Source organism: Mycolicibacterium elephantis DSM 44368 (assembly GCF_004014805.1).
In the GTDB taxonomy this organism is placed as follows: domain Bacteria; phylum Actinomycetota; class Actinomycetes; order Mycobacteriales; family Mycobacteriaceae; genus Mycobacterium; species Mycobacterium elephantis.
Genome location: NZ_ATDN01000005.1, coordinates 68,771 through 94,048 on the forward strand (window position 1 = coordinate 68,771; position 25,278 = coordinate 94,048).

Annotated in this window: 26 protein-coding genes and 1 pseudogene; 11 read left to right on the forward strand and 16 right to left on the reverse strand. The window is 67.5% G+C overall.

Translation table 11 applies throughout. The annotated features are described in order from the left end of the window. Window positions 1-216: 216 nt before the first annotated feature. On the forward strand, window positions 217-2,847 hold the full coding sequence (locus tag MELE44368_RS05320; RefSeq protein WP_241566493.1) for an FAD/NAD(P)-binding protein: 2,631 nt from the start codon (window positions 217-219) through the stop codon (window positions 2,845-2,847). Between the two features lie 199 nt (window positions 2,848-3,046). Here MELE44368_RS05320 and MELE44368_RS05325 read toward each other — a convergent pair whose 3' ends face one another. From MELE44368_RS05325 to MELE44368_RS05345, 5 genes and pseudogenes are all read right to left on the reverse strand, one after another. Continuing rightward, window positions 3,047-3,514, reverse strand: coding sequence for a pyridoxamine 5'-phosphate oxidase family protein (locus tag MELE44368_RS05325; RefSeq protein ID WP_206613691.1), 468 nt, complete (start codon window positions 3,512-3,514; stop codon window positions 3,047-3,049). A 102-nt stretch (window positions 3,515-3,616) separates the two neighbouring features. Beyond that, window positions 3,617-3,811: pseudogene (locus MELE44368_RS05330) on the reverse strand (VOC family protein); the annotation flags it as partial. Window positions 3,812-3,927: 116 nt separating this feature from the next. Further along, a complete protein-coding gene (locus MELE44368_RS05335; RefSeq protein WP_128107540.1) occupies window positions 3,928-4,287 on the reverse strand; it encodes a hypothetical protein in 360 nt (119 codons plus the stop codon). A 49-nt stretch (window positions 4,288-4,336) separates the two neighbouring features. After that, window positions 4,337-5,257, reverse strand: coding sequence for an SDR family NAD(P)-dependent oxidoreductase (locus MELE44368_RS05340; protein WP_128107541.1), 921 nt, complete (start codon window positions 5,255-5,257; stop codon window positions 4,337-4,339). 66 nt (window positions 5,258-5,323) lie between these two features. Continuing rightward, entirely contained in the window at window positions 5,324-5,587 is a 264-nt protein-coding gene (locus MELE44368_RS05345) for a hypothetical protein (protein WP_082933190.1), read from the reverse strand. A 760-nt stretch (window positions 5,588-6,347) separates the two neighbouring features. Here MELE44368_RS05345 and MELE44368_RS05350 point away from each other — a divergent pair. Beyond that, a complete protein-coding gene (locus tag MELE44368_RS05350; protein WP_128107542.1) occupies window positions 6,348-7,802 on the forward strand; it encodes a hypothetical protein in 1,455 nt (484 codons plus the stop codon). 52 nt (window positions 7,803-7,854) lie between these two features. On the opposite strand, the gene MELE44368_RS05355 is transcribed toward MELE44368_RS05350, so the two are convergent. Then, window positions 7,855-8,736, reverse strand: coding sequence for an LLM class flavin-dependent oxidoreductase (locus MELE44368_RS05355; RefSeq protein ID WP_128107602.1), 882 nt, complete (start codon window positions 8,734-8,736; stop codon window positions 7,855-7,857). Between the two features lie 90 nt (window positions 8,737-8,826). On the opposite strand from MELE44368_RS05355, the gene MELE44368_RS05360 reads away from it, so the two are divergent. The 4 genes from MELE44368_RS05360 (at window position 8,827) to MELE44368_RS05375 (ending at window position 12,228) form a co-directional block, all read left to right on the forward strand. Then, a complete protein-coding gene (locus MELE44368_RS05360; RefSeq protein WP_128107543.1) occupies window positions 8,827-9,240 on the forward strand; it encodes a VOC family protein in 414 nt (137 codons plus the stop codon). 125 nt (window positions 9,241-9,365) lie between these two features. Further along, window positions 9,366-10,676 (forward strand): sensor histidine kinase, encoded by a 1,311-nt coding sequence (locus MELE44368_RS05365; RefSeq protein ID WP_128107544.1) that lies wholly within the window; start codon window positions 9,366-9,368, stop codon window positions 10,674-10,676. Continuing rightward, window positions 10,664-11,332, forward strand: a complete 669-nt coding sequence (locus MELE44368_RS05370; protein WP_128107545.1) for a response regulator transcription factor — start codon at window positions 10,664-10,666, stop codon at window positions 11,330-11,332. Before MELE44368_RS05365 ends, MELE44368_RS05370 begins: the two co-directional genes overlap by 13 nt. Beyond that, window positions 11,329-12,228 carry a DUF4097 family beta strand repeat-containing protein gene (locus tag MELE44368_RS05375; RefSeq protein WP_128107546.1) on the forward strand — a complete coding sequence of 300 codons (900 nt, stop codon included), beginning with the start codon at window positions 11,329-11,331 and terminating at the stop codon, window positions 12,226-12,228. The genes MELE44368_RS05370 and MELE44368_RS05375 overlap by 4 nt, the downstream gene beginning before the upstream one ends. Window positions 12,229-12,238: 10 nt before the next feature. On the opposite strand, the gene MELE44368_RS05380 is transcribed toward MELE44368_RS05375, so the two are convergent. Then, entirely contained in the window at window positions 12,239-12,769 is a 531-nt protein-coding gene (locus tag MELE44368_RS05380) for a GNAT family N-acetyltransferase (RefSeq protein WP_128107547.1), read from the reverse strand. Window positions 12,770-12,838: 69 nt separating this feature from the next. Between MELE44368_RS05380 and MELE44368_RS05385 the strand changes: the two genes are divergently transcribed. Next, a complete protein-coding gene (locus tag MELE44368_RS05385; protein ID WP_128107548.1) occupies window positions 12,839-13,231 on the forward strand; it encodes a VOC family protein in 393 nt (130 codons plus the stop codon). Between the two features lie 18 nt (window positions 13,232-13,249). Here MELE44368_RS05385 and MELE44368_RS05390 read toward each other — a convergent pair whose 3' ends face one another. The 4 genes from MELE44368_RS05390 to cysD all read right to left on the reverse strand — a co-directional run bounded on the left by MELE44368_RS05390 (window position 13,250) and on the right by cysD (window position 17,419). Further along, window positions 13,250-13,726, reverse strand: a complete 477-nt coding sequence (locus MELE44368_RS05390; protein WP_128107549.1) for an Rrf2 family transcriptional regulator — start codon at window positions 13,724-13,726, stop codon at window positions 13,250-13,252. A gap of 152 nt (window positions 13,727-13,878) precedes the next feature. Further along, window positions 13,879-14,607, reverse strand: a complete 729-nt coding sequence (locus MELE44368_RS05395; protein WP_128107550.1) for a 3'(2'),5'-bisphosphate nucleotidase CysQ — start codon at window positions 14,605-14,607, stop codon at window positions 13,879-13,881. Continuing rightward, the gene (gene cysN / locus MELE44368_RS05400) at window positions 14,604-16,496 is read right to left on the reverse strand and encodes a sulfate adenylyltransferase subunit CysN (protein ID WP_128107551.1); all 1,893 of its coding nucleotides are present in this window, start codon (window positions 16,494-16,496) and stop codon (window positions 14,604-14,606) included. The genes MELE44368_RS05395 and cysN overlap by 4 nt, the downstream gene beginning before the upstream one ends. After that, entirely contained in the window at window positions 16,496-17,419 is a 924-nt protein-coding gene (cysD, locus tag MELE44368_RS05405) for a sulfate adenylyltransferase subunit CysD (RefSeq protein ID WP_128107552.1), read from the reverse strand. The genes cysN and cysD overlap by 1 nt, the downstream gene beginning before the upstream one ends. 143 nt (window positions 17,420-17,562) lie before the next feature. Between cysD and MELE44368_RS05410 the strand changes: the two genes are divergently transcribed. Next, window positions 17,563-17,970 (forward strand): PaaI family thioesterase, encoded by a 408-nt coding sequence (locus MELE44368_RS05410; RefSeq protein ID WP_128107553.1) that lies wholly within the window; start codon window positions 17,563-17,565, stop codon window positions 17,968-17,970. Here MELE44368_RS05410 and MELE44368_RS05415 read toward each other — a convergent pair. From MELE44368_RS05415 to MELE44368_RS05435, 5 genes are all read right to left on the reverse strand, one after another. Beyond that, window positions 17,967-18,458, reverse strand: coding sequence for a beta-class carbonic anhydrase (locus MELE44368_RS05415; protein WP_128107554.1), 492 nt, complete (start codon window positions 18,456-18,458; stop codon window positions 17,967-17,969). The two genes, MELE44368_RS05410 and MELE44368_RS05415, sit on opposite strands and share 4 nt — an antisense overlap. Window positions 18,459-18,521: 63 nt before the next feature. After that, window positions 18,522-20,078: a sensor histidine kinase gene (locus MELE44368_RS05420; RefSeq protein WP_128107555.1), complete on the reverse strand. Its 1,557-nt coding sequence runs from the start codon at window positions 20,076-20,078 to the stop codon at window positions 18,522-18,524. Continuing rightward, entirely contained in the window at window positions 20,056-20,760 is a 705-nt protein-coding gene (locus tag MELE44368_RS05425) for a response regulator transcription factor (RefSeq protein WP_164890032.1), read from the reverse strand. The genes MELE44368_RS05420 and MELE44368_RS05425 overlap by 23 nt, the downstream gene beginning before the upstream one ends. A gap of 124 nt (window positions 20,761-20,884) precedes the next feature. Continuing rightward, window positions 20,885-21,115, reverse strand: coding sequence for a hypothetical protein (locus tag MELE44368_RS05430; RefSeq protein ID WP_128107557.1), 231 nt, complete (start codon window positions 21,113-21,115; stop codon window positions 20,885-20,887). A 22-nt stretch (window positions 21,116-21,137) separates the two neighbouring features. After that, window positions 21,138-21,434, reverse strand: a complete 297-nt coding sequence (locus MELE44368_RS05435) for a hypothetical protein (RefSeq protein ID WP_241566488.1) — start codon at window positions 21,432-21,434, stop codon at window positions 21,138-21,140. A gap of 111 nt (window positions 21,435-21,545) precedes the next feature. Between MELE44368_RS05435 and MELE44368_RS05440 the strand changes: the two genes are divergently transcribed. The 3 genes from MELE44368_RS05440 to MELE44368_RS05450 are packed head-to-tail and all read left to right on the forward strand — an operon-like array spanning window position 21,546 to window position 25,278. Next, window positions 21,546-22,523, forward strand: a complete 978-nt coding sequence (locus tag MELE44368_RS05440; RefSeq protein ID WP_128107558.1) for an oligopeptide ABC transporter permease OppB — start codon at window positions 21,546-21,548, stop codon at window positions 22,521-22,523. Then, window positions 22,520-23,446 carry an oligopeptide ABC transporter permease OppC gene (locus MELE44368_RS05445; RefSeq protein ID WP_128107559.1) on the forward strand — a complete coding sequence of 309 codons (927 nt, stop codon included), beginning with the start codon at window positions 22,520-22,522 and terminating at the stop codon, window positions 23,444-23,446. Before MELE44368_RS05440 ends, MELE44368_RS05445 begins: the two co-directional genes overlap by 4 nt. Next, a complete protein-coding gene (locus MELE44368_RS05450) occupies window positions 23,443-25,278 on the forward strand; it encodes an oligopeptide ABC transporter ATP-binding protein OppD (RefSeq protein WP_128107560.1) in 1,836 nt (611 codons plus the stop codon). The genes MELE44368_RS05445 and MELE44368_RS05450 overlap by 4 nt, the downstream gene beginning before the upstream one ends.

A 25,278-nucleotide genomic window follows, 5' to 3' on the forward strand; every position in this document is an offset into this window, starting at 1 on the left:
CTATGTGCCCGCTGTGTGCGGACTCGGTTACGGCCCGCTGAGCTGCGGATTGCCGCCGGGCGTCGTGAGCAACGCCACTGCCCGGCCGGTTGAAATCAGAGTGAACAAAACGACCGTCCATGGGGCGATACGTCGGCGTTCGTCCTCCGGCGCAGCGCCGCCGAGACCGGAATCTCACCGGTGGCGTCAACCCGGGGACATAGCATCCCGTCCGTGATGCGCGTCGCGATCGTGGGCGGTGGCGCCGCAGGTGTGCTCGCTGCGGCGCACCTGCGCCGATGTCAGCCTGAAGCGCAAATCACGCTGTTCGACGCGTCCGGACGCCCCGGGACCGGAGCAGCGTACGGCACTGATGACCCCACCCATCTGTTGAATGTCCCTGCTCAGCGCATGTCAGCGTGGCCAGGGGATCCCGACCACTTCTGCCGCTGGCTAGAACAACGGGCTGTCACGTCATTCGAAGGCTTCGCGCCACGGCTGGCTTATGGCCGCTACCTGCAGGACCAACTCGCCGCCGCCGACGTGCGGATCGAAACGGCCACAGTGGTCGATGTGGAGCCGGGCGCGCCAGTGCGCCTGCTGCTCGACGATGGACGTTCGCCGGTGGCCGACCACGTCGTCGTCGCGTCGGGACGCCCGGAAGGCGGCCTGCCCGATTCGCTGGGACGGGCCTTCGCCCCGGTACTGGCCGCAGAAACCGAGGGCAAGGTTGTGGTGGACCCCTGGGCGCCAGGCGCGTTGGCGGCGCTCAGCGCGCGCCGGCCGCGCAGCGCCTTGGTGATCGGCTCCGGGCTCACCGGCGTCGACGTCGCGCTACACCTTATGGCGCGCGGCGCCGAGGTCACGCTGCTGTCGCGGCACGGTGAGCTTCCACGCCGATTCCGTGCTACCGGCGCGCCGTGCGAGTTGCCCCATCTCGATGCGTTGCCGGCGACGGTTTCCCTTGCGCAGTTGCGCGCGGCGCTCGCCGCGGATCTGGCGCAGGCGCGAGCCGCCGGTTTGGACTGGCGACAGGTGATCGATGCGGTCCGACCGCATACGCCGCGGCTGTGGCGGTCACTCGGCTGGGAGGACCAGCGCCGGTTCGTGCGTGAAGATCTGCGGCAGTGGGAGGTCCTGCGCCATCGCATGCCACCCACCGTCGCCGACGCGGTCTATGCAGCCATCGACCGTGGACAACTGGCCATCGAGGCCGGGGAGGTCGCCGACGTGTCGCTGCGCGGCGGTGGCGTGGAACTGGTGGTGACAACCACCGACCGATCGGTGCGTCGGCGCGCGGCCGCGGTGGTGGTGGCAACCGGCACCACGTGGGATCGGCGGTCGCTGCACCGATGCCCACTATGGGCCAATCTGCTGGCCAAAGGCCTTGCCTCGCTGCACCCGAGCGGGATCGGTGTGCGAGTCGACCCGGAGGGCTACCTCATCGACGCGGACGGGAACACGGCGACCAACGTCGTGTGTCTCGGATCGATCCGTCAAGGCGAGTCGTGGGAGAGCACTGCGATACCCGAGATCCGCGCTCAGGCAGCTGCCGTCGCGGCGTTGCTCGGCAACAACGTACGCGAACGTCGCATGCGAGCGCCCACACTGATCAGGACCGCGCCGGAGTTGACCGGTGCGGCAGCCTCATATGCCGAGGGTGTGCGTCGCCTGCTGGCCGTGCAGGACGGCGCAGCCGCGGCGTTCGCCGCCGCGGTCGTAGAAGACCCGAACCACGCTCGGGCACACGTCGCGCTGGCCATGATCGCCACCGAACGGCCTGATCGCGCCGGCGGTCCCGACGCGGTCACCGGCCATCTCGCTCGAGCGCGTTCGGCGCTGAGGTACGGAAGCGACGAGGACCGCAGCCACGTAGAGGCCATCGCAACGTGGTGCGAGAAGGGCAACACGACGGGCACCGCGGCCCTCATTGACCATCTCGGTCGCGTCCCGGACGACGCCGTCGCATTACTCGTGCTGGCGCCGTCGATCGCCTTTGCAGGCGCTGGTGACGCGCTGCCCGACGCATGGCAGTACGTCGAGCAATTCACGGGTGTGCACGGCGAGGCACCGTGGTATCTCGGTTTACGCGCCTACGGCCGCACCGAGCAGGGCCTCTGGTACGACGCCGCCGACCTGGCCGACGCCGCGCTCGAACTCGATCCGGGCAACGGCAATGCGGCACATGCGCTTTCCCACGTGCACTACGAGACGGACGCCCACGGAGCCGGGCTCACCTGGCTGACCAACTGGATCTCCACCGACGGCAGCACACAGCGATACGTCCCGCACTTCCAATGGCACGCCGCGCTGCACGAGCTCGCCATGGGGGATGCCGCCGCCGCTGCACGCCGGTACGCCGCATTTCTCGCACCGCCCCACTCCAAAGACGTCCGCTGCCTCGTCGATGCCGGTTCACTCGCATGGCGGGCGCGGCTACACCCGGACTGGGTCACCCCGCCCGACCCGATGCCCGTGCTCGCCGAGGTCGGCTCGCTCGCCTACGCACCCAGAACACCGTTCATCGCCTTTCACGCGCTGCTTTTCCTGGCCGCAGCCAACGATCCGGCCGCGATCCGCGCGATCCGCGTTCCGGGCGCGACAGACGCGCAGGCAATGACGTTGCGGCTCATCGGCGAAGGCCTCATCGCGCTGACGGCCGGCGAGCCGCGCACCGCCCTCGATTACCTCCTCGAATCGCTTCCCGGGTTGGCGTCCATCGGCGGTAGTCGTGTGCAACAAGAAGTGGTCCTGGAAACGGCGCTGGCCGCGATGCTTCAACTCGGCGCGCCTGGTCAGGCGGCGCGCCTGCTGTCACGGCACCGCGCGGCGACGGTGCCGCAGGTGACCCGCGGCGCCGTGAACTGACAACCCGATCGCCGTCACTGTGCTCCAACGCACGGTTCCCGAACCAATCTGGCGTGGACCGAAGGCTACGAGCTGAAGTTCGGCTGTACGGTTCCGACCCCGAAACCCCGGAACTGGAACGCATTCCGAAACCCGCGAGCATCGCCGCGCTGAGCGACATCACCACCGCGAACAGACTGCCGGTGTCGCGGCTGCAGGCCTACCTACCGAAATCACGTCGCGGCGGGGGCACCGGCATCCGGGCTTTCGTACCGTCCGGTCTTCTCGCTGAGCCGGATGCGATACACCGCGGCATGTCCCGCAGTGCCGTGCGCGGGCGGCGTTGTGCCGGACCCACCGGGCGCAGCAGCGGCATCAGCCGGTCGATGAGCAGTCGCAAGCCGTGCTCGGCGTCCGCGCCATCGAGTTCCTCGACACGGCCCCAGGCGATCACGCTGCGCCAGTCGTTCAGAGTGTCGACGTGCTCTACCTCGAAGCACACGTCGGGATGGGCTCTCATCGCCTGCCATTTCATGCCCTCGGTGGTGTGCCCGTAGACGGCGCCGTCCTGGTACACGTAGCAGACCGGCACCACATACGGGCGTCCCTCGTGAATGCACCCGATGCGCCCGACGGCCTCGGTGCTCAGCAGTTCCTCGATTTCGTCTGGCGCGAGTGTTCCGAGCATGGTCGGCGACCCCTCTCTTAGTGCTCACCGCATCGGCCGAGCGGTTTGCCTTTGATGGTGATCCGTGCCGGGACGGCCGGACAGAGCCATCCGGACCACCTCTTAGGGTCTTACGGCCGTAGCAGGCTGGCCGCCGCTCGCCATCTGGGCCCGCACCTCGTCCATGTCGACCTCGCGCACGGTCTCGGCCGGCGACCACTGATGGCCGAACGGATCCCGCAACACCCCGTAACGGTCACCCCAGAACTGGTCCTCGGCCGCCTGGACCACGGTGGCTCCGGCACTCTCCAAACGTTTGGATCCGGGGTTTCCGTACCGCGTTTCGGTTGCTACGTGCGAGATTGCACTGAGGGCTGCTGCCACCGCCACGCCGCGCAACAGCCATAGCGGGCGCTAGCACAGAAATCGGCACATCAGCTGAGCTGTTGGCCGAATAGTGGGTTCTGTCCGGGGTTTCCCTGTACTCGTTGCGCGACGCCTTGGGCGAGCGCGTTGAGCAAGGGGTTCTCCTTGATGAGCTGACGCTGGTCTTCCTCAGATATCTGGTAGAAGGTCCACATTCCCCACGCCGCCGGCCGGACATACAGCGTCACCTTTTGACGGCGCCCCTTGGACTGCGGCAGCATCGCCGCAACGGGAACGACTCGGTCCAGCGTCACCGCGCTGGACAGTTCCTGGGCGAGCTTGTCGATATCCACTGAGTCCTGAAGCTCATATGCCGATGACTGATGAGTTTGGTGGGCCGACCCCTGCAGTGCCAGGAACCACGCCATCCTCGTCTCCTTTGCTGGTTGCGATCGACGTCAGCGTAAACGAGGCGCTTCAGCCATCGGCTCCCGGCGCTGCACCGGCTGCCAGTGGCAGGCTGGTGCGGGTCTCGCGCGCGGCGAATTCCCACAACCTCTTGGCGTCTTCGTAATCGCAGGCGACGGCCGCACGCCCGCTCAGCGTCGGGCCGCCCTTCAACCCGAGCCTGCTGTCGATGCCCACGTAACTGCCCGGCGGGATCGGTTCGCTGATGCAGTACAGCGTCGGTGCGGCGCCGGCGTCGAGATCGTTCGCCAGCACCACGGCCACCGCCTTGACCACCGTGTGAGCCGCCGCCATCAGCCGCGTGTCCGACACGTTGGACAGGTTCGACGCCACCCAGCCCGGGTGCGTCAGGTAGCTCGACACCGGCGAGCCTGCTTCGCGCAACCGCCGATCGAGTTCCAGCCCCCACAGCATCACGGCCAGTTTCGAGCGCGCGTAGGCGGGAAACGCCGACCACTTGCGGGTGCGCAGATGCGGATCGTCGAACGCGATGCTGGCCATCTTGTGCGCGTCGGAGCCGACGTTGATGATCTTTGACCGGACCCGCTCAAATAGCAGGTTGGTCAGCGCGAAGGGGCCGAGAAAGTTTGTGCCCAAGGTGATTTCGAAGCCGTCCACCGTGTCGCTTCGCCGCTCGGCCACCAGGCCGGCGTTGTTGATCAGGATGTCGACCTCGCCGCCGAACAGGTCGGGAAACGCGCGCACCGACGACTGATCGGCGAGGTCGAGTTTGACGACCGAGGTGTCGCCGCCCATCTCGGCCGCCCGCTGCGCACCGAGCTCGAGGTTTCGGACCGCCAGTATCACGTGCGCTCCCGCGCGGGCGAGGGTCGTGGCGGTGGCCAGACCCACGCCGTTGGTGGCGCCGGTGACGATGATGCGCTTGCCGCTCAGATTGCCGAGTCGGGTCGGCGACCACTTCGTAGACACGCTGGCAGATTAACCAGATGGCCGCCCCGCTGATGCGAGGCGGCCATCTGCGGGAACGGGGCTACGTCACCACTTCCAGGGCTTGTCCCAGTGGCCTGGCGGCGGCACACCCGGAATTTTCGCGATGTGTCCGGGGGGCGGGACGAACGGCAGATGCCCGATGTGCCCCGGCGGCGGAAGGACATGATGGCCTGGCCCCGGCGGGTGCGGATGCCACCACCAGTCGTCATGGGCTTGGGCCTGACCCGTGCCGAGGCCGACGGACGCGAGACCCAGCGCACCGGTGAGTGCGACCCCAGCGGCAATCGTTTTCAGTGTTTTTCTGCTCATCGGGAACTCCAATCGGCTGGTTGCCCAGCCGCTATCAGGAAACGGCCCGCCGGTCTTGGGCTCAACCCGGCAAGACCACATAACGCCTCCGATACCTCTATCGTTCCACCGGTCCACCGCGTTATCGACCGCCGCGAACCCAGGCGAGCGGGTCCCAGTTCGCCAAGCGTCAGGTATTGACTGACCCGCGTGATTGCTCACGCGTACGGGAAACAGATTTTTGACTGCGGCATTCGAAGGCGTCGATACCTCGCCATGCGATCACTCCACCGGCCGATCTGTCGGCGTATGGCGCATTCGTGCCAGATCTTGATTGCACGATTGTAGGCCAGATATTAGCCCCGCTACCCACCGTGCGCCTGTCGGCTGGCGCCGCCGCCACCTGCCGATTGCCACGGCTCTGACACTCCACTGCCGGGACGGTCACCCACCCTGAAATGCAGTGGTCACACACAGCAAATCCGCGCAAGCCCGAGGTTTACGTCGTCGTCAGTTTCGACTGGCTTTTCCGGCTCCTTCATCGACGACAGCAAGTAAGTTCACGCGCGGGGAGCAGATGGATTCGCGCGGTAATTCGAACCCTTTTACGCTTGAAGATCGTTTGGATGCAATCAATCTTGATGGGCCGACGAAGCACCCTTTTCCCGTCGGTCCATCCCCGAGAAATTCGCGTCAATAAATTTGTTTGGATTTGCTGAGCGGTGGCTACTGAGCTCATACCACGTTCGCTATTCGGCCCACCTCACCCTAGGAACATCCCATGGAACTCGCAGCTCGCCCACTCGTCACCACCGGGGTCGCCATCGTCGGCGCCACCGCCCTGATCGCCAGCCCGATCGCGGCGCCCGCGCCCGACATCGCGATCCCGTCCGTGCCTTCCCTTGCGGCCGACAACGAGTTGTTGGCCGCCCTCGCCGACATCGGCCCGATCCCGACGTTGATTGATCCCGCCGACGCCGCATCGGCGCTGACGTTCCTGATCACGCAGACCTCCGAGCTGATCAACGCCGGTCTGATCACCGTCGCGGAGGGCCTCACCTTCGGCGCCGACCAGTTCGCGGCGCTGATCGCGGCCGGGCCCGCCACAGTCACCGCGCTGGTGGCGGCGGCCGCGGAAGCCGGCGCCTACTTCAGCACCCAGCTGGCCGAGCTCGTCATCTTCGGCGTGACCCAGGCCGCCGGCCTGGTGAACTTCGCCGTCGCGCAGGCGGCCGTCGCCCTGGCAGACGCCGGCGCCACCCTGGTCGAACTGGTCGCTGCGGGCGCGAACGCGTTTATCGGCCTGGTCGCCGCGGCAGCCGAAAGCGCCACGTTCCTCAACAACAACGTCGTCGAACTCGTGGTGTTCGGCTTGAATTCGGTCCTGCCGGCGCCCTTGGCGGCTCCACTGGAATTTCTGGTGACCCAAGGCGCGGGGTTGGTGAACTTCGGCATCGCCGCAGCGGCGGCCGGTTTGGAGTCCGGTGCCGAAGCGTTTGTCGGTCTCGTCGCGGCAGGCGCCGCCACCGTCGCGGGCCTCACCGCCGCCGGCGTCGAGCTCGGGGCATTCGTCGTCGACTCGCTGGCCGAACTGGTGGTGTTCGCCACCGCGCAGGTCGCGGGGCTCGGCAACTTCGGGTTGGCGCAAGCGGCGGCGGCCGTCGCCGTCGGCGCCGAAGTGCTCACCGGCCTCGCCGACGCGGGCGCCGAGCTGTTCGATGGCTTCGTCACCGCCGCCACCGAGGTCGGCGCATTTCTCAACAACGCCATCACCGACGCGGTGACCTCGATCATCGGTGGAATCGCACCCGCTGCCACGGCGGCGGCCGACACCTCGTTCCGCTCGGCGGCTCCCGGCCCCGAAGACCTTCCCGGGTTCGGGGCGCGAACGTTCGCGGTGAGCGTCGACAACGGTTCTGTCGAAACGGGTTTGGGCGGTCCTGGCGACGGTGACAGCCTTGGCGCTGCTGCCGAGGGCGACGCTGCCGGCGTCGACGACGCCTCGAGCGACCTGGGCACCGGTGGTGAGGAGGACGACGTCGTCGTCGTCGACACCGACGATGAGGAGGATCTCACTGATTACTCAGACACCGTCGAGGCAGAGGGATCCACCGCCGGTGCGTCCGAAACTGAGGACGACGGCGCCGCCACGGACGCAGGCACCGACACCGACGCAGGCACCGACACGGGCCCAGGCTCCGATAGCGGTTCCGGCGGCGGCTCGAGCACTGACTAGCCGCTCACCCATCAACCGCGGCGTAGGCCGGCGTCCTTTCGGGGTTGCCGGTCTACCCGAATTCCTTCACCACGTCAGCGACCCGCCGTAGCTGGTCGAGGTCGGAGCTCGTTGGGATCAAGTGGATTTCGTCGGTTCCGATGTCGCGGAACCTGCGCAGCACCTCGGCCAGCTCGTCGTCGGTGCCGGCCCAGCCTGTGCTGGGCGCCATCGCATCGACGTAGTCGGCCGGGATCCAGTTCATGTACCGGCACAGGTGCCGGTGCACTTGAGCCCGCGGGCCGTCGCCGTCGCCGATGGCGAACCAGAACGACGTGGCCAGGTGTGGGTCGGGTTTTCCGGCCTCGGCCCACGCCTGGCGTGCGACATCGAACAGTTCGTTCTGCTTCGCGACGTCGAGATCCAGGGTGGTGCCCGCCATCCCGTCGGCCCACCGGGCGGCGCTGCGCACGGTCTTCGGCCCGATGGTGCCCACCAGAAGTCGCGGTCCGCCGGCCTGAACCGGTGGCGGCCCGACCGCGACGACGGAGTCGGTCACCTTCTCGCCGGCCCAGACACGTTGCATCACCGCGACGCGGTCGGCCATCTCCCGCATGGTCTGCGTCGCCGGGTCCGCCCCGACGGCGTGGTAGTCCTCGTGCCGGCCGCCGACACCGATACCGACTGTCAAGCGGCCGTCGCACAGCATGTCACCGGTCGCCAGTTGCTTGGCGAGCATGACCGGGTCGTGCAACTGCGGCACCACCACGGTCGTCACCAACCGCACCCGGTCGGTCCAGGCCGTGAGCGCGCCCAGCAACGTGAGGCTCTCGGGATTGTCGAAGGCGATGCGCTCGCCCCAGCACAGTGACGAGAACGGTCCGTCGTCGACGGCCCGAGCCCACGCCTTGAGCGTGCCGGCGTCGAGGTCGGCTTCCATCACCGGCATGGTCATCCCGATCTGCACGACGGCGATTCTGGCACGGCCGGCCGCGATGCCCGGGATTGACCTCGACAAACCGTGCCCGCTGGCAGCATGGCGGCTATGGCGATCAATACTCGGTCCATCGCGCACGTCCGGCTCACCGTCACCGACATCGAGCGGTCCCGGCAGTTCTACGAAAGCGTGTTCGGCTGGGGTGTGCTCTTCGAGCTTCCCCACAAGGCCGACGAAGCCACTCGTGAGGCGCTCAGCTTCCTGTTCGGCGGCGTGATCTATGACCTCGGCGGCATGCTGGTCGGGTTGCGTCCGGTCGGGTCAGACCGGTTCGACGAGGATCGCACCGGCCTTGATCACCTGGCGTTCCGCTTGGACAGCAAGGCCGAATTGGACGCGGCAGCCGATCATCTGGACGCACTCGGCATCATCCGCGAGCCGATCAAGGACATCGGGCCAATGTACATTCTGGAGTTCCGCGATCCCGACAACATCGCGCTGGAGCTCACCGCTCCGAAGTGATTTCGGCGCGCTCATCGACCCCGAGGGCGCATCGGCGCGCCGAATCGCGGGGGTGGGGTTATCCCCCAGCCGGTTCTACGGAAATCGCTGTGTTGTCCGCCGCCCGAAATCCATAGGTTGGGGGCATGGTCGCAGTCACCGATACGAGCTCCGAGGCCACCGCGCCGGTCGGCGCCCACGAGAACGGGCCCGCGGCGCCGAGGCGCCATATCGGCGTCGTGCCCACGGCGTCGATGATCACCGGTGCGGCGCTGGCCCTGGTGTGGTTCTGGATCCCGTTGGGGATCCTGATTCTCGGCATCTCGTCGATTCCCAGCGGTATCGGATTCGCCATTGCCGTCGTGGTTTTCGTCTATCTGATGCGCGGCGTCGAATGGGTCGAGCGGATCCGCAGTGAAGCGGTGTTCGGCATGGGGATCGGGGTGCCGCCGCGACGGATGTCGCCGTACGAGGGCATTCAGCGCTGGCTGCACCAGCTATGGCTGGACATCAGCGGCGCCCGCCTGTGGAAGGCCACCGCCCACCACTACCTGAGGATGACCTACGACATGCTGGCGACCGGCATTGCGTTCGGGCTGCTGCTGTTCGCGTTCGTGGGCCCGGCCGGCGCGATCGCCATCGGGCAGAGCGACGACGACGCCGGGGTGCCGTTCCTGTCGGTGCCGCTGGCGTGGGTGCTGGCCGTGATCGCGGCGGCAGCGGCGGCGGCGATCCTGATCTTCGCCCCGGCGCTGGACGCCTCGATCGACCGGTGGCTTCTGTCCCCATCGTCCACGGCGGCGCTGCAGCACCAGGTCAGCGCCCTGGCCGACGCGCGGGCGGGCGCGGTGTCGTCGGCGCAGACCGAGCGCCACCGCATCGAACGCGACCTGCACGACAGCGTGCAACCCCGGCTGGTGTCGCTGGCGATGACGATCGGGCTGGCGCAGACCAAACTCGACACCGATCTGCCCGCGGCCAAGACGCTGATCGCCGAGGCGCATGACGACGCCAAGAACGCGCTGGTCGAATTGCGCAACGTCGTACGCGGTATCGCACCGACGATTCTGTCCGACCGCGGGCTGGACGCGGCGCTGTCCTCGGTGGTGCAGCGATCCCCGGTGCCCACCGCGCTCAACATCCACCTGCCGCGTCGGCTGCCTGAGGAAGCCGAAGCCTGCGCGTATTTTGTTGTCGCCGAGGCGCTCACCAACGTGGCCAAACACGCACACGCCACCCAGGCCATCGTCACCGTCCGCTTCGACGAGTCGTCGAACCAGCTGTCGGTGACGGTGTTCGACGACGGGCGCGGCGGCGCGCAGATCACCGACGACGACGACGCGACCGGGCTGCGCGGGTTGGAGGAGCGCGTGCGCGCAGCCCGCGGCACCTTCTCTGTTTCCAGCCCCGCCGCAGGACCGACCATCGTGACAGCGGTGTTGCCATGCGCATCGTGATCGCGGAGGATTCCGCGCTGCTGAGAGCCGGAATCGAACGCATCCTCACCGACTCCGGGCACGAGGTCGTCGCCGGTGTAGCGGACGCCGGCAACCTGCTGCGGCTGGTGAACGAGCAGCGACCGGACCTGGCGATCGTCGACGTCCGGATGCCACCCACGTTCACCGATGAAGGCATCCGGGCCGCGGCGCTGTTGCGCAGCCAGAACCCGGAGTCGGCGGTGCTGGTGCTCTCGCACTATGTCGAAGAGCGCTACGCGGCAGACCTGATCGCCTCGGATACAAAGGGTTTCGGTTACCTGCTCAAAGACCGGGTGGCCGACGTGCCTGCCTTTCTCGACGCCGTGGAGGTGGTCGGCGCCGGCGGCACCGTACTCGATCCCGAGGTGGTCTCGCAGATTCTTGTGCGCTCCCGCCGCCGCAGCGCACTGGACCAGCTCACCCCTCGCGAGCACGAGGTGCTGCAGTTGATGGCGGAGGGCAAGACGAACTCCGCGATCGCCGCCGCGCTGCACGTCTCGATCGGCTCGGCAGAGAAGCACATCGCGTCGATCTTCACCAAACTGGGCCTCGTTCCCGACGAAAGCGAGAACCGCCGGGTACTGGCGGTGCTGCGCTATCTGGAATCTGAACCGCCGGAAGGATTCTCACCATGACCACCATCGCTCCCCCGCCACCGGCGCCGCGGGCTCCCCATTCCGATCCGCCCCCGTCGTTGTCCGGGGGTGGCCGCACCGCGATGCGCGCAGTCCTGGTGATCGCCGCTGCGACGCTGACGGTCGGGGCGCTCGTCACGATGGCTGTGTTGGCCTGGGGCATCAGCAACTTCCGGATCATCACCGATTCCAAACCGCTGCCGGCGGCGATGCGGTCGCTGGTGGTCGACTCGGGATCGGTGCCGATAGCCATTCGCATCACCACCGATCGCGAAGCCCGCGAGCCACGGGCCGACCTGCGCATGGTCAACTCGATCTCGGCCGGTGCAAACCCGTTGTCGGTCAGCGCCGATGAGGCGGGGGCGCGAGTCAGCATCAACGGTGAGCCGTCGGAGTTTCTGCAGTGGACGCGCGCCGGCGAGATCACCGTCGTGCTGCCGCCCGAACTGGCGCGCCGGCTCACGGTCACCACGCAGCAGGAGACCGGTGTGGTCTTCACCCAGGCCGATCTCGACCAGCTCACCGCGCGCACCGAACGTGGTGCCGTCGTGCTCAACGGCGCCGCGCGACGTGTCGAAATCCACAACGTCCACGGTGAGGTGGTGACCCGCGACCCGATCAGCGTATCCGAATCATTCACCGCCACAACGGTTACCGGCGACATCAAAGTCGACTTCGCCGATGCCGCTCCGCGCACCGTCGACGTCAGCAGCCAGGAGGGTGACGTCCTGGTCGCGTTGCCCACGCACGGGCGGTACCTGGTCGACGCCAGCACCGGGCGCGAGCGCGGAGATGCCGTGGTGCGGGTGCCGCGAACCTCCGAGCGTGACGCGGCGACGGCAGTGATCACCGCCCGTTCCGATACCGGCGACGTCGTCATCGACGACTTGGACTAGCTCTGCGGCGTCACCGCAGCGCCTTGGCGAACAGCAGGCAGTCCTGGGGCTCGTCGCTGAGGTTGGGCAGCACGGCATATCGAGCCAACCGTCCTTCAAACGTGAGCCCGCTGCGTTGCAGGAGCCGCGCGGACGCCACGTTGTCGACGTGGCAGTGCGCCGACATGCGGTATGCGGCAGGGTCGCGGTGGGCCTCGCCGATGAGCAGCGCCACCGCCTCGGACATGAAGCCCTTTCCCCACCAGGGCCGCCCCAGGTAGTAGCCGAACTCGATGATGTGCGGCTGGGGCCGGTGCCAGCCGCACGCGCCGATCGGGCCGCCGCCGTCGTGCAGGTCGATGAGCCACGTGGTTTCGCCACCGGCGTTGAACACCTCGGTGATCACGCGGCGGGTCTCGGCGACGTCGTGGTGCGGACGCCACGCCATGTAGCGAGGCACTTCCGGGTCGGAGGCGATGCGTTCGAACAGCGGTTCGGCGTCCTCGATCGTCGGTGGGCGCAGCCTGACCCGCGGTCCGCTCAACAACTCCGGATCTGCCATGCGCATATTTTCGCACCGTTGTCCGCGCACTGTGGCGCTGCGCATGTCGCGGTGGTTGACTGCATCCGTATGGCTATCACGTTCAACCACACCATCGTCGCCGCCAAGGACAAGACGGAATCGGCGAACTTTCTCACCGAGTTGTTCGGCCTGCCCGCTCCGCAACCGTTCGGTCATTTCATGGCGGTGACGCTCAACCATGGCGTCAGCCTCGACTACGCCGATATGCCCGAGGGGCAAGAGATTTGCCCGCAGCACTACGCGTTTCTGGTCTCCGAGGACGAGTTCACCGAGATCTACGGGCGCATCCAGCGGCGCGGTATGGAGCACTGGGCCGATCCTCGGCAGACCCGGCCCGGGGAGATCAACCGCAACGACGGCGGTCGCGGTGTCTACTTCCTCGACCCCTCCGGCCACTACCTGGAGATCCTCACCCGGCCGTACGGTTCGGGCGCGGGTTGATCCGCGACGCCTGACGCGTTAGTCCAGCGAGTGCCCGCGGCTGGACTCCTGGCGGCGGTAGTCATCGGCGAGCTTGTTGACGTGATCGGGCAGCTTGCCCGCGGCGACGTCGGCGAGGCTGGTCTCCTCGAGGACCCATCGCATGCTGGCCCGCAGCGCGCGCCACACGTCGGTCAACTTTGCGGTCGGCCCGGAGTACGGCAGGTCGCCGAGACCGATGTCGCGCACGCTGGCCAGCGGCCCGTCGATGCAACGCAGCACGTCGGCGATGCTGATCTCGTCGGCCGACCGGGCCAGCTCGTATCCGCCTTCGCGGCCGCGGTGGCTGCGCACGAGCCGGTCGGTGCGCAGGGCGGAGAGGATGTCGACAAGGAACTGCGGCGGGATGCCCTGCGCCTTCGCCAGGTCCTCGGTCTTGACCACCGCGCCGTCCTCGGCGGTGGCCAGCTGGACCATCGCCCGCACGGCGTACTCCGCCTTGGCCGACATCCGCATCAGGCCAGGCTAGTCGGCGAGACGGCCGAATTTTCGGCACCACGACGCCGAAATCGACGTTTTGGACGGATTTACTCGCACTTTTCCGCCCAAAGGGACATTTCGGCGGGAAGTTCGCGCAAAGTTCGCGCAAAGTTCGGCGGAGGATGACGTCAGGCGGTGACCGCCAGGACTGCGTCGGCCAGCTCAGGGCGGCACACCACCAGATCGGGTAGCTTCGGGTCGGCCTGGTTGTAGAGCAACGGCGATCCGTCGATGCGCGACGTGTGCAGCCCAGCGGCGCGGGCCACCGCGACCGGCGCGGCGGAGTCCCACTCATACTGCCCCCCGGCGTGCACGTAGACGTCGGAGATCCCCTGCACCACCGATGCGACTTTGGCCCCGGCCGAACCCATCTCGACCAGTTCGCCGTCGAGCGCGTCGCGCACGGCCAACGCGATCGCCGGTGGCCGGGTGCGCGACACCACGATCCGCGGCTTGGCCGGCGCGCCCGGCGGTGGGCTCACCGTCGGCGTGGCCAGTGTGATCCCTTGCGCCGGAAGGGCAACCGCGCCCGCGACCAGCGCGCCGGATTGCCACAGCGCCACGTGCACCGCCCAGTCGTCGCGGCCGGGCTCGGAGAACTCGCGGGTGCCGTCGAGCGGGTCGACGATCCACACCCGCTCCGTGCGCAACCGGACCGCGTCGTCGGCGCCCTCCTCCGACAGCACCGCGTCACCGGGCCGTTCGGCGGCCAGCGCAGCCATCAAGAAGTCGTGGGAGCGCTTGTCGCCCGCATCCTTACGCTCGGCCTGGCTGGCCTCGGCGAGTTCGGCGCGCACCTCCAGCAGCAGCTTGCCCGCCTCGGTCGCCAGCCGCGCGGCGACCTCGTGGTCGCTCACTGCCGGCTTTCCAGCAGTTCGATCACCATGTCGGCGTGTTCGTCGACGCTCTGCTCGGGGGTGAGCCGCAGGTCAGGGCTCTTCGGCTTCTGGTACGGGCTGTCGATCCCGGTGAAGTGCGTGATCTCGCCCGCACGGGCCTTGGCGTACAGGCCTTTCGGGTCGCGCCGCTCGCAGTCCTCGAGCGGCGTGTCGCAGAACACCTCGAAGAACTCCAGCCCCGCTTCGTTGGTCACCCGTCGGGCCAGCGCGCGGTGCTCCTCCAGCGGGCTGATCGCGGGCACCAGCACCACCTGGCCGGACTCGGCCAGGATCGCCGCGACGTGGGCCAGCCTGCGCTGGTTCTCGGCACGGTCGGCCATCGAGAACCCGAGGTCGGCGTTGAGCCCGTGGCGCAGGTTGTCGCCGTCGAGAACGTATGCCGGGATGCCCTTTTCGAGCAGCTTCTGCTCGACGCGCATGGCGATCGACGACTTGCCCGAACCCGACAATCCGGTGAACCACACGGTGCGCCCCGTGGAGAGCCGGTCGGCCGCCGTGCACAGCGACTCGTGGCGCACGGTGTTCGGGCTGGAGGTGCGCGTTCCGACCTGCGGCAGCACCATGCCCGCCGCGACCGTGCCGTTGTTGACCGGATCGATCAGGATGAACGATCCGGTGGTCGAGTTGCGGCTGTATTCGTCGAGCAGCAACGGTACATGGGTGCGTAGCGAAATGCGGCCCAGCTCATTGAGTTTCAGCGCAGTCGCGGACTTGTCCCGATGCAGCGTGTTGACATCGAGCCGATAGTCCAGCGCTGTCACCTTGACCCGCGTCGTGCGGGTGGTGTGCTTGATGACGTAGTCGCGGCCCGGCTCCAGCGACGACTGGTCGGCCATCCAACACACGGTAGCGTCGAATTCCTGTGCCACCCTTGGCTGATTGTTCGGCCGCGCGATCAGGTCACCGCGCGAGATGTCGAGGTCGTCGGTGAGGCTGACCGAAACCGCCATCGGCGGAAACGCTTCCTCGATCGGCCCCCCGGGACCCTCGATCGCCGCGATGCGCGACGACTTCCCCGACGGCAGCACCACCACCTCGTCGCCGACCTTCATCACCCCGCTGGCCACGGTGCCCGCGTAGCTGCGATGGTCCTGATGATCGAGGGTGTGCGGACGGATCACGTACTGGACCGGGAAGCGCACGTCGACGAGGTTGCGGTCGCCGGCGATGTACACCTCTTCCAGATGGGTCAGCAGCGAAGGGCCCTCATACCACGGTGTGTTCTCGGACTTGGTGACGACGTTGTCGCCGTGCAGCGCCGACAGCGGGATCGTCGTGACGTCGTGGACGTCCAGCCGGGCGGCGAACTCGTGGAAGTCCTCGCGGATCTTGTCGAATTTCTCTTTGTCCCAATCGATCAGGTCCATCTTGTTCACCGCCAGCACGATGTGGCGGATGCCCAGCAGCGATGCCAGGAACGCGTGCCGGCGGGACTGCTCGAGCAGGCCGTGACGGGCGTCGACCAGCACGATCGCCAGCTGCGCCGTCGACGTCCCGGTGACCATGTTGCGGGTGTACTGGATGTGGCCCGGGGTATCGGCGATGATGAACTTGCGTGTGGGCGTCGCGAAATACCGGTAGGCGACGTCGATGGTGATGCCCTGCTCACGCTCGGCACGCAGGCCGTCGGTCACCAGCGCGAGGTCGGTGTAGTCGTGGCCGCGTTCCCTGGAAGTGCGCTCGACGGAGGCCAATTGGTCTTCCATGACGGCCTTGGAGTCGAACAGCAGCCGGCCGATGAGCGTGGACTTGCCGTCGTCGACGGATCCGGCCGTGGCGATCCGCAGCAGGGTGGCCGACGGCAGCGCGACGGTGGACTCGGCCACGCGTGCGTCAGTACTGGTCATCAGAAGTAACCCTCCCGCTTGCGGTCCTCCATGCCTGCTTCGGAGATGCGGTCGTCGGCGCGCGTCGCTCCGCGCTCGGTGAGCCGGGACACCGCGGTCTCCGCGATGACCTCCGACACCGTCGCCGCACGCGATTCCACGCAACCGGTGCAGGTGACGTCGCCGACGGTGCGGAACCGCACGGTCTTCTCCACGATCTGCTCACCCTCGCGCGGCTGCATGTACTTGTGCACGGCCAGCAGCATCCCGTCGCGCTCGAACACTTGGCGGCGGTGCGCGTAATAGATCGACGGCAGCTTGATGTTCTCGGCGCCGATGTAGGACCAGATGTCGAACTCGGTCCAATTCGACAGCGGGAACACCCGGATGTGCTCGCCCTTGTGGTGGCGGCCATTGTAGAGGTTCCACAGTTCGGGCCGCTGCGCCTTCGGGTCCCACTGGCCGAACTCATCACGGAAGCTGAACACCCGCTCCTTGGCGCGCGCCTTCTCCTCGTCGCGGCGGGCGCCGCCGAACGCGGCGTCGAACTTGTTCTCCCGGATGGCGCGCAGCAGCGTGACGGTCTGGATGGGGTTGCGCGACGGGAACGACTCCACCACGCGGCCGGCGTCGATGTCGTCCTGCACCTTGGCCACGATCAGCCGCACCCCGTGTTCGGCGACCAGTTCGTCGCGGGTCTGCAGCACCTCGTCGAAGTTGTGGCCGGTGTCGACGTGCATCACCGGAAACGGCAGCCGGCCGGGCCGGAACGCCTTCAGCGCCAGGTACAGCATCACGATGGAGTCCTTGCCGCCGGAGAACAGCAGCACCGGCCGTTCGAACTCCGCGGCCACCTCCCGGAAGATGTGAATTGCCTCGGCTTCCAGGGCGCGCAGGTGGCTGAGCTCGTAACGGCTCGTGGGGGCGTGCTCGACGACGGCCATCTTTTCCTCGTAAAGTTGGCAGATATGACCAGATTAATTGCTATACCCGACTATGAAACCAGCGGGACGGTTGCGATGTCAACGTCGAGGGCTCTTACCTGAGAGGTAATTGATCGGCGTCGGGCACTGGAGACACTGGAACCATGTCCACCAGCGCAGACGTCATGGCTCAGTTCATCCCCCCGTCCCCGTTCGTCGCCAAACTCGGAATCGTGGCCGAGGTGCTCGACGGCGAGGAGGTGCGGCTACGGCTGCCGTGGGACCGGTCCAACGTCACGGTCGGCGATATGGTCCACGGCGGTGCGATCGCCGCGCTGGCCGACGTCACCGTGATGGCGGCGGCGTGGGCACAGGCCGAGGTGCCCGACTCACTGCGCGGGGTGACGACCTCGATGTCGGTGCACTACCTGGCGCCCGCGCAGGCGTGCGATGTGATCGCGATCGGACGCGTGCTGCGGCGCGGACGCACATTGGTCCACTGCGACGTCGATGTCGTCACCGCCGAGGGCGCCGCCGTCGCGAAGGCGATCGCGACGTACAAGATCGGCTAGCGGGTGACCTCGGTGAGCTTGCCGGTGTCGTTGTCGAAGACGAAACCGCGCAGCGACTCGTGCTTGGTGACGAACGGGCTTGCCTCGATCCGGCGCATGGACTGCCGGACGTCCTCCGCGGGGTCGGAGAACGCCTCAGGCACCCAGTCCGGCTTGATGCCGGTCTCTTCGTAGATCGCTTTCTGGAACTCGTCGTCTTTGAACGTCCGCATCCCGCAATCGGTGTGGTGGATCAGCATGATCTCCTTGGTGCCGAGCAGACGCTGGCTGATCGCCAGGGAGCGGATCTCGTCGGCGGTGATCACGCCGCCGGCATTGCGGATGACATGCGCTTCCCCGTCGCTGATACCGAGCATGCCGTAGATGTCCAGGCGAGCATCCATACAGGCAACGATCGCCACGTGCTTGCTGGGCGGCATAGGCAACGGGCCGCGAAATGTGCTCGCGTACTTCTCGTTGTTCTTCAGATACTCGTCGGTTACGGACATTGACACCTCCTTGGATGCGCAGTAAATCGTAGCAACGAGGCGGAATCCCTGCGCGAGCGCGACTCACCCTGAACGCAACGGTGTACTCGGCAATGTCACGACGAACTCCGTTCTGCCGCTTCTGCTCGTGACATCGATGGTGCCCTGGTGGGCCTTGACGACGGCGGCCACGAGCGACAGCCCGAGTCCGGTGCTTCCGCCCCGGCGCGATCGCGACGAATCACCGCGCGCGAAACGTTCAAACACCTCCGGCAGCAACCAATCTGGGATGCCGGGCCCGTCGTCGCGCACCGACAGGACCGCGGCGCCGTCGACGGCCACCGCCAGCGAGACCGCGACCGAGGTGCCGGGCGGCGTGTGAATGCGCGCGTTGGCAAGCAGGTTCGCGAGCACCTGGTGCAGCCGGGCCTCGTCGCCGACCACGACGACCGGCTGTTCGGGAAGATCCAGCGACCATCGGTGCGCGGGACCCGCGGCGTGAGCGTCGCTCACCGCGTCGAGGACCAACCGCGACAGGTCGACCGGCTCACGCTGCAACGGCCGGCCGGTGTCGAGACGCGCCAGCAACAGCATGTCCTCCACCAACCGGGTCATCCGCTCGGTCTCCGAGGCCACCCGGCCCATGGCGTGCGCGACGTCCTCGGGCACGTCGTCGCGTTTGCGTTGTGCCAGTTCGGTATACCCACGGATGGCGGCAAGCGGCGTGCGCAGTTCGTGGCTGGCGTCGGCGACGAACTGTCGGACACGTGTTTCGCTGGCGTGCCGCGCTCTCAACGCGCCCGCGATGCGGTCGAGCATGCGGTTGAGCGCGGTACCGAGTTGGCCGACTTCGGTGTGCGCGCCGCCCGGGTCGACCTCCACGATCGGCGTCGGAAGCCGGACTTCGCCACGATCCAGCTCGAGGTCGGCGACCTGTGTGGCAGCCTCGGAAACCCGTGCCAGCGGCGCGAGTTGGCGCCGGATGATCAACACACCCGCCGTGGCGGCGCCGACCAACGCAACAGCCCCGACCACGCAGAAGATCAACGTCACGGTCAGCAGCGTGGAGTCGACGTCCGAGGTGGGCAGGCCGGTCACGATCGTCTCACCGGGCCGGTGCGCGGACACAGCGACGACACGGTAGCGCCCGAGCCCGTCGAGCTCCACGGTGGTCGGCGCGGCCTCGGGGGTGATCCGCGCGAGTTGTCGCGCTGCCTCCGTACTGATTTCGGCTCGTGTGCCGTCCGCGGTGATGACAGCCGCGTCGACCGGCGCGCCACGTGCGACGACGGCGCCGACGGTGCGTGCGGCCTGGCCGGGCGCGTTGAGAAACGCGGGACCCGGGCCACGGTCGTCGTGGATGATCATCCGCCGTGGAAACCCCGGCGGATGGGGAAACCCTCGCGGCGGCGGAGGTCCGAGCTGGAAGATGCCCGCCGAGCGCCGTCCGGTCTCAGCCAGCTGTGCGTCGAGCTGGTTGGTCAGAAAGTGTTGCAGCGCAACGACGGTGCCCAGCCCGATGGCCGCGCACACCACGGCCAGCAGCGAAATCTGGGCGGCCAACAACCGGGACCGCAGCGACCACGTCCGCGGCGAACGAAGCCGCATCAACCGTCGCTCACCGCGCGGGTTTGAGGACATACCCGGCACCGCGCAAGGTGTGGATCATCGGCTCGCGCCCGCTGTCGATCTTCTTGCGCAGATACGAGATGTACAGCTCGACGATGTTGGACCGACCGCCGAAGTCATAGCTCCACACCCGGTCGAGAATCTGCGCCTTGGACAGCACCCGCTTGGCGTTGCGCATCAGGAACCGCAGCAGTTCGAACTCCGTGGCGGTCAACGAAATCAACTCACCGCCGCGCGTCACCTCATGGCTGTCCTCGTCGAGCACCAGATCCCCGACGACGATCTTGGCCCCACCCGTTTCACTGGCGACCCCGGTGCGGCGCAGCAGGGCCCGCATCCGCAGCACCACCTCTTCGATGCTGAACGGTTTGGTCACGTAGTCGTCGCCGCCCGCGGTCAGGCCCGCGATGCGGTCCTCGACCGAGTCCTTCGCGGTCAGCAACAGTAAGGGCAGCCCGGGAATCTGCTCACGCAGCTTGTGCAGGACGTCCAGACCGCTCATGTCGGGCAGCATCACGTCGAGCACGACCACGTCGGGGGGCGTCTGACGGGCCGACGCGATCGCCGACGCGCCGTCGCAGGCGGTCGCGATCTCCCAGCCCTCGTAGCGCAGCGCCATCGACACCAGTTCGGCCAGCACCGGCTCGTCGTCGACCACCAGCACGTGGATGGGTTTTCCGTCAGCCCGGCGCATGACGACGCGCGCGGGTTCCTGCTCGCTGACGGAGGATCGCCCCATAACGGCCATTATTCGCGCCGGTCTTAGCGTGTGCTGTGCGATTCCTGTGCGTCAGCTGTGTAGCCGGGCGATCGGCGCCTTAGTCGGCGGTGGGCGCAGGCTCGGCGGTGACCTCGGGCGTCGCCACGGGCGTCTCGAGTTCGGTGTCCGCCGTCGTCGAGGTCGTGGTCTCGCCCAGAGTCATGTCAGGCTCCTGGCTGACGGTCCCCATACCGTCGGGGACCGGGGCGAACACCGCGCCGAGTGCCCCGATGGCGATGACGGCGCCGACGCCGACACCTGCGAATATGCGCTTCAACTGGGTCTTCACCGTTGCTCACTCCGTTCGACTACTACGCTTCGCCAGTGGGAATGGGGGTCGGCGTCGTCGTGATCGGCGGTGTGGCCGCCGACGTCTCCGGCGCCTCGGGCAACACAGTTTCGGTGATTGTCTCACCCGTGGTGATCTCGGAGGTGGTCACCGGCCCGGGCGGCCGCGGCGCGTCGTCTTCCTGGGCGAGGCTGGTACCGGTTACGGCGGTGATGCCCGCCATCACCAGCACGGCGCCGGCGCCGACGGTCGCCGCGAGCATCTTGACCCGTGTCCGGTTCAGCGTGATCACTCCTTCTGCCGGTGCTTGGGTAGCCACCTCGGTCGCGCCTGAAACGCGCCTATGGGCGACATCAGGCCGCGTCGCGCGTCCAGCGCCGCGACCATCTCTTAACCTGTGCGTCATGACGCGGACCGATGGACCGACCGCATGACGCGGTATCTGGCCCGCCGGCTGCTCAACTACGTCGTGTTGCTGGTCCTGGCGTCGTTTCTGACGTTCGGGCTGGCGTCCGTGGCCTTCAACCCGCTGGAGAACCTGCTGCAGCGCAACCCGCGACCGCCGCAGGCCGTGATCGACAACAAGCGGCTCGAGCTCAACCTCGACAAGCCCATTCCCGTGCGCTATGTGCACTGGGCGTCCGGGGCCGTCCGTGGTGACTTCGGCACCACCATCGGCGGGCAACCGGTGTCGGAGGAACTGTGGCGGCGGATCGGGGTCAGCCTGCGGTTGGTGGTCATCGGTTCGGTCTTCGGTGCGGCGATCGGCGTCGTCGCGGGCGCCTGGAGCGCGATCCGGCAGTACCAGATGAGCGACCGCGTCATCACACTGCTGTCGTTTCTGCTGATCAGCACGCCGACGTTCGTGTTGGCGCCGCTGCTGATGCTCTCGGCGGAGCGGATCAACAGCCTGCTGGGATTTCAGCTGTTCGAATACATCGGCGAGACGTCGCCCAACCCGGTCGTCGGCACGTGGAACCAGATACTGGACCGGCTGCAGCATCTGGTGCTGCCCTCGGTCACGTTGGCGCTCACCGCAATCGCCGGCTACAGCCGCTACCAACGCAACGCGATGCTCGACGTGCTGGGTCAGGATTTCATCCGCACCGCCCGCGCCAAGGGGCTCAGCCGGCAGCGCGCGCTGTTCAAGCACGGGCTGCGCACCGCGCTGATCCCGATGGCCACCCTGTTCGCCTACAGCGTGGCGGGGCTGTTCACCGGCGCGGTGTTCGTCGAGATGATCTTCGGCTGGCACGGCATCGGTGAATGGTTCGTGCACGGCGTCAACACCCAGGACACCAACATCACCGTCGCGATCACCGTGTTCGCCGGAATCATCGTTCTGGTCGCCGGGGTGCTGTCCGACGTCATCCTGGCCGCCCTGGATCCGAGGGTGCGGGTGCGATGACCGAATCCGTCGCCGAATCGTCGTCGACCACCGCCAAGTCGGGCGTGGACGCCCACAAGTTCGCGTCGCGGCGGGTGCTGGTGTGGCGCCGGTTCCTGCGCAACAAGGCCGCCGTGGCCTCGCTGGTGCTGCTCGTGCTGCTGTTCATCGGCTGTTACGCGCTGCCGCCTTTGCTTCCGTACACCTACCACGACCTGGACTACTACGCGCTGCGGCAGCCACCGAGCACCGAGCACTGGTTCGGCACCAACGCGCTGGGCCAGGACCTGCTGGCGCAGACGCTGCGCGGCATGCAGAAGTCCATGCTCATCGGGGTCTGCGTGGCGTTCATCTCCACGGTGATCGCCGCGACCGTCGGCACGATCAGCGGCTACTTCGGCGGCTGGCGTGACCGCAGCCTGATGTGGCTCGTCGACCTGATGCTGGTGGTGCCGAGCTTCCTGCTGATCACGATCGTGGTGCAGCGCACCCGGGGTGACATCGTCTGGATGATCGCGCTGCTGGCGGTGTTCAGCTGGATGATCAGCTCGCGCATCGTGCGGGGTCTGACGATGAGCCTTCGTGACCGCGAATTCGTAGCCGCGGCACGGTATATGGGTGTGCGCAACCGACGCATCATCCTTCGCCACATCCTGCCCAACGTCGCGTCGATCATCATCATCGACACCGCGTTGAACGTGGGGGTGGCCGTGCTGGCCGAAACCGGGCTGAGCTTTCTGGGTTTCGGCATTCAGCCGCCCGACGTGTCACTGGGAACGCTGATCGCTGACGGCACCAAGTCCGCGACCACCTTCCCGTGGCTGTTCCTGTTTCCCGCGGGTGTCCTGGTGCTGATCATCTTGTGCGCCAACCTCGTCGGTGACGGGCTGCGCGACGCGCTGGATCCCAGCGCCAAGCCCCTGCGAAGGGGCCGACGGAAATGAGCCTGCTGCGGGTCCGGGACCTGACGGTCACGTTTCCCACCGACACGGCGGCGGTGAACGCGGTGCGCGGCATGAACTTTCACGTCGACCCGGGTGAAGTCGTGGCTCTCGTCGGTGAGTCGGGTGCGGGCAAGTCGGCCACCGCGATGGCCGTCGTCGGGCTGCTGCCCGACTACGCCGAGGTGACCGGGTCGATCCGGCTGCACGATGCCGAGCTGATCGGCCTCTCCGACGCGCGCATGTCGACGATCCGCGGCAAGACCATCGGCACGGTGTTTCAGGATCCGATGTCGGCGCTCACCCCGGTCTACACCGTCGGCGACCAGATCGCCGAAGCGATCACCATCCACCAGCGCGGCACCACCCGCCGCGCCGCCCACGCCCGCGCGGTCGAGTTGCTCGAACTGGTCGGCATCGCCCAACCCGAACAGCGGTCGCGCTCGTTTCCTCACGAGCTCTCCGGCGGCGAGCGCCAGCGGGTGGTCATCGCGATCGCGATCGCCAACGACCCCGATCTGCTGATCTGCGACGAACCGACCACCGCGCTGGACGTCACGGTGCAGCAGCAGATCCTCGAGGTGCTCGAGACCGCCCGAGACGTCACCGGCGCCGGCGTGCTGATCATCACCCACGACCTGGGCGTGGTCGCCGAGTTCGCCGACCGCGCGCTGGTGATGTATGCGGGCAGAGCCGTCGAGGTGGCTCCCGTCGATGAGTTGTACCGCGACCGCCGGATGCCCTACACCGTCGGGCTGCTGGGCTCGGTGCCGCGGCTGGACGCCGCCCAGGGCGCGCGTCTGGTTCCGATACCCGGGGCGCCGCCGTCACTGGTCGCACTGCCGCCCGGCTGTCCGTTCACCCCGCGTTGCCCGTTGGCCATCGACGAGTGCAGCGCCGCCGAGCCGGAACTGGTGGAGGTGGGACCGTCTCATGCGGCGGCGTGCATCCGCACCGAACACGTCGTCGGGCGCAGCGCCGCCGAACTCTACGGCGTTTCCACCGAGCCGCCTCCGGCGCAGCCCGCCGACGATCTGCCCGTCGTGCTGCGGGTGCAGAACCTGGTCAAGACCTACAAGCTGACCAAGGGGGTGGTGTTCCGGCGGCAGGTCGGCGAGGTGCGTGCGGTCGACGGCATCAGCTTCGAACTGCAGCGCGGGCGCACGCTGGGCATCGTCGGCGAATCCGGCTCGGGCAAGTCGACCACCCTGCACGAGATTTTGGAACTGGCTCCGCCGCAATCGGGTTCGATCGAGGTGCTCGGGGCCGACGTCGCCTCGCTGGATCGTCGGGCCCGACGGGCGTTGCGGGGGGACCTCCAGGTGGTGTTCCAGGATCCGGTCGCCTCGCTGGATCCGCGGCTGCCGGTGTTCGACGTGCTGGCAGAGCCGCTGCGGGCCAACGGCTTCGATAAGCCGCGCACCGAGGACCGGGTCCGCGAACTGCTCGACATCGTCGGGTTGCGGGCGCAGGACGCCGCCCGGTATCCGGCGGAGTTCTCCGGCGGGCAAAAGCAGCGCATCGGGATCGCGCGGGCGCTGGCCCTGCAGCCCAAGATTCTCGCCCTCGACGAACCGGTGTCGGCGCTGGACGTGTCGATCCAGGCCGGGATCATCAACCTGCTGCTGGACCTGCAGGACCGCTTCGGGTTGTCGTACCTGTTCGTGTCGCACGACCTGTCCGTGGTGCGACACCTCGCCCATCGGGTCGCCGTGATGTACAAGGGCACCATCGTTGAGCAGGGCGACGGCGATCAGGTGTTCAACAACCCCAGCCACGACTACACCCGCAGGCTGCTTGCCGCGGTTCCGCAGCCCGAGGTGAATCGCGGCTAG

What these genes read in the sequence shown, in the direction of transcription:
- MELE44368_RS05320 (WP_241566493.1), top strand. Translation starts at nt 217, where the DNA reads ATGCGCGTCGCGATCGTGGGCGGTGGCGCCGCAGGTGTGCTCGCTGCG.
- MELE44368_RS05325 (WP_206613691.1), bottom strand. Translation starts at nt 3,514, where the DNA reads ATGCTCGGAACACTCGCGCCAGACGAAATCGAGGAACTGCTGAGCACC.
- MELE44368_RS05335 (WP_128107540.1), bottom strand. Translation starts at nt 4,287, where the DNA reads ATGGCGTGGTTCCTGGCACTGCAGGGGTCGGCCCACCAAACTCATCAG.
- MELE44368_RS05345 (WP_082933190.1), bottom strand. Translation starts at nt 5,587, where the DNA reads ATGAGCAGAAAAACACTGAAAACGATTGCCGCTGGGGTCGCACTCACC.
- MELE44368_RS05350 (WP_128107542.1), top strand. Translation starts at nt 6,348, where the DNA reads ATGGAACTCGCAGCTCGCCCACTCGTCACCACCGGGGTCGCCATCGTC.
- MELE44368_RS05355 (WP_128107602.1), bottom strand. Translation starts at nt 8,736, where the DNA reads ATGACCATGCCGGTGATGGAAGCCGACCTCGACGCCGGCACGCTCAAG.
- MELE44368_RS05360 (WP_128107543.1), top strand. Translation starts at nt 8,827, where the DNA reads ATGGCGATCAATACTCGGTCCATCGCGCACGTCCGGCTCACCGTCACC.
- MELE44368_RS05365 (WP_128107544.1), top strand. Translation starts at nt 9,366, where the DNA reads ATGGTCGCAGTCACCGATACGAGCTCCGAGGCCACCGCGCCGGTCGGC.
- MELE44368_RS05370 (WP_128107545.1), top strand. Translation starts at nt 10,664, where the DNA reads ATGCGCATCGTGATCGCGGAGGATTCCGCGCTGCTGAGAGCCGGAATC.
- MELE44368_RS05375 (WP_128107546.1), top strand. Translation starts at nt 11,329, where the DNA reads ATGACCACCATCGCTCCCCCGCCACCGGCGCCGCGGGCTCCCCATTCC.
- MELE44368_RS05380 (WP_128107547.1), bottom strand. Translation starts at nt 12,769, where the DNA reads ATGGCAGATCCGGAGTTGTTGAGCGGACCGCGGGTCAGGCTGCGCCCA.
- MELE44368_RS05385 (WP_128107548.1), top strand. Translation starts at nt 12,839, where the DNA reads ATGGCTATCACGTTCAACCACACCATCGTCGCCGCCAAGGACAAGACG.
- MELE44368_RS05390 (WP_128107549.1), bottom strand. Translation starts at nt 13,726, where the DNA reads ATGCGGATGTCGGCCAAGGCGGAGTACGCCGTGCGGGCGATGGTCCAG.
- cysN (WP_128107551.1), bottom strand. Translation starts at nt 16,496, where the DNA reads ATGACCAGTACTGACGCACGCGTGGCCGAGTCCACCGTCGCGCTGCCG.
- cysD (WP_128107552.1), bottom strand. Translation starts at nt 17,419, where the DNA reads ATGGCCGTCGTCGAGCACGCCCCCACGAGCCGTTACGAGCTCAGCCAC.
- MELE44368_RS05410 (WP_128107553.1), top strand. Translation starts at nt 17,563, where the DNA reads ATGTCCACCAGCGCAGACGTCATGGCTCAGTTCATCCCCCCGTCCCCG.
- MELE44368_RS05415 (WP_128107554.1), bottom strand. Translation starts at nt 18,458, where the DNA reads ATGTCCGTAACCGACGAGTATCTGAAGAACAACGAGAAGTACGCGAGC.
- MELE44368_RS05420 (WP_128107555.1), bottom strand. Translation starts at nt 20,078, where the DNA reads ATGTCCTCAAACCCGCGCGGTGAGCGACGGTTGATGCGGCTTCGTTCG.
- MELE44368_RS05425 (WP_164890032.1), bottom strand. Translation starts at nt 20,760, where the DNA reads ATGCGCCGGGCTGACGGAAAACCCATCCACGTGCTGGTGGTCGACGAC.
- MELE44368_RS05440 (WP_128107558.1), top strand. Translation starts at nt 21,546, where the DNA reads ATGACGCGGTATCTGGCCCGCCGGCTGCTCAACTACGTCGTGTTGCTG.
- MELE44368_RS05445 (WP_128107559.1), top strand. Translation starts at nt 22,520, where the DNA reads ATGACCGAATCCGTCGCCGAATCGTCGTCGACCACCGCCAAGTCGGGC.
- MELE44368_RS05450 (WP_128107560.1), top strand. Translation starts at nt 23,443, where the DNA reads ATGAGCCTGCTGCGGGTCCGGGACCTGACGGTCACGTTTCCCACCGAC.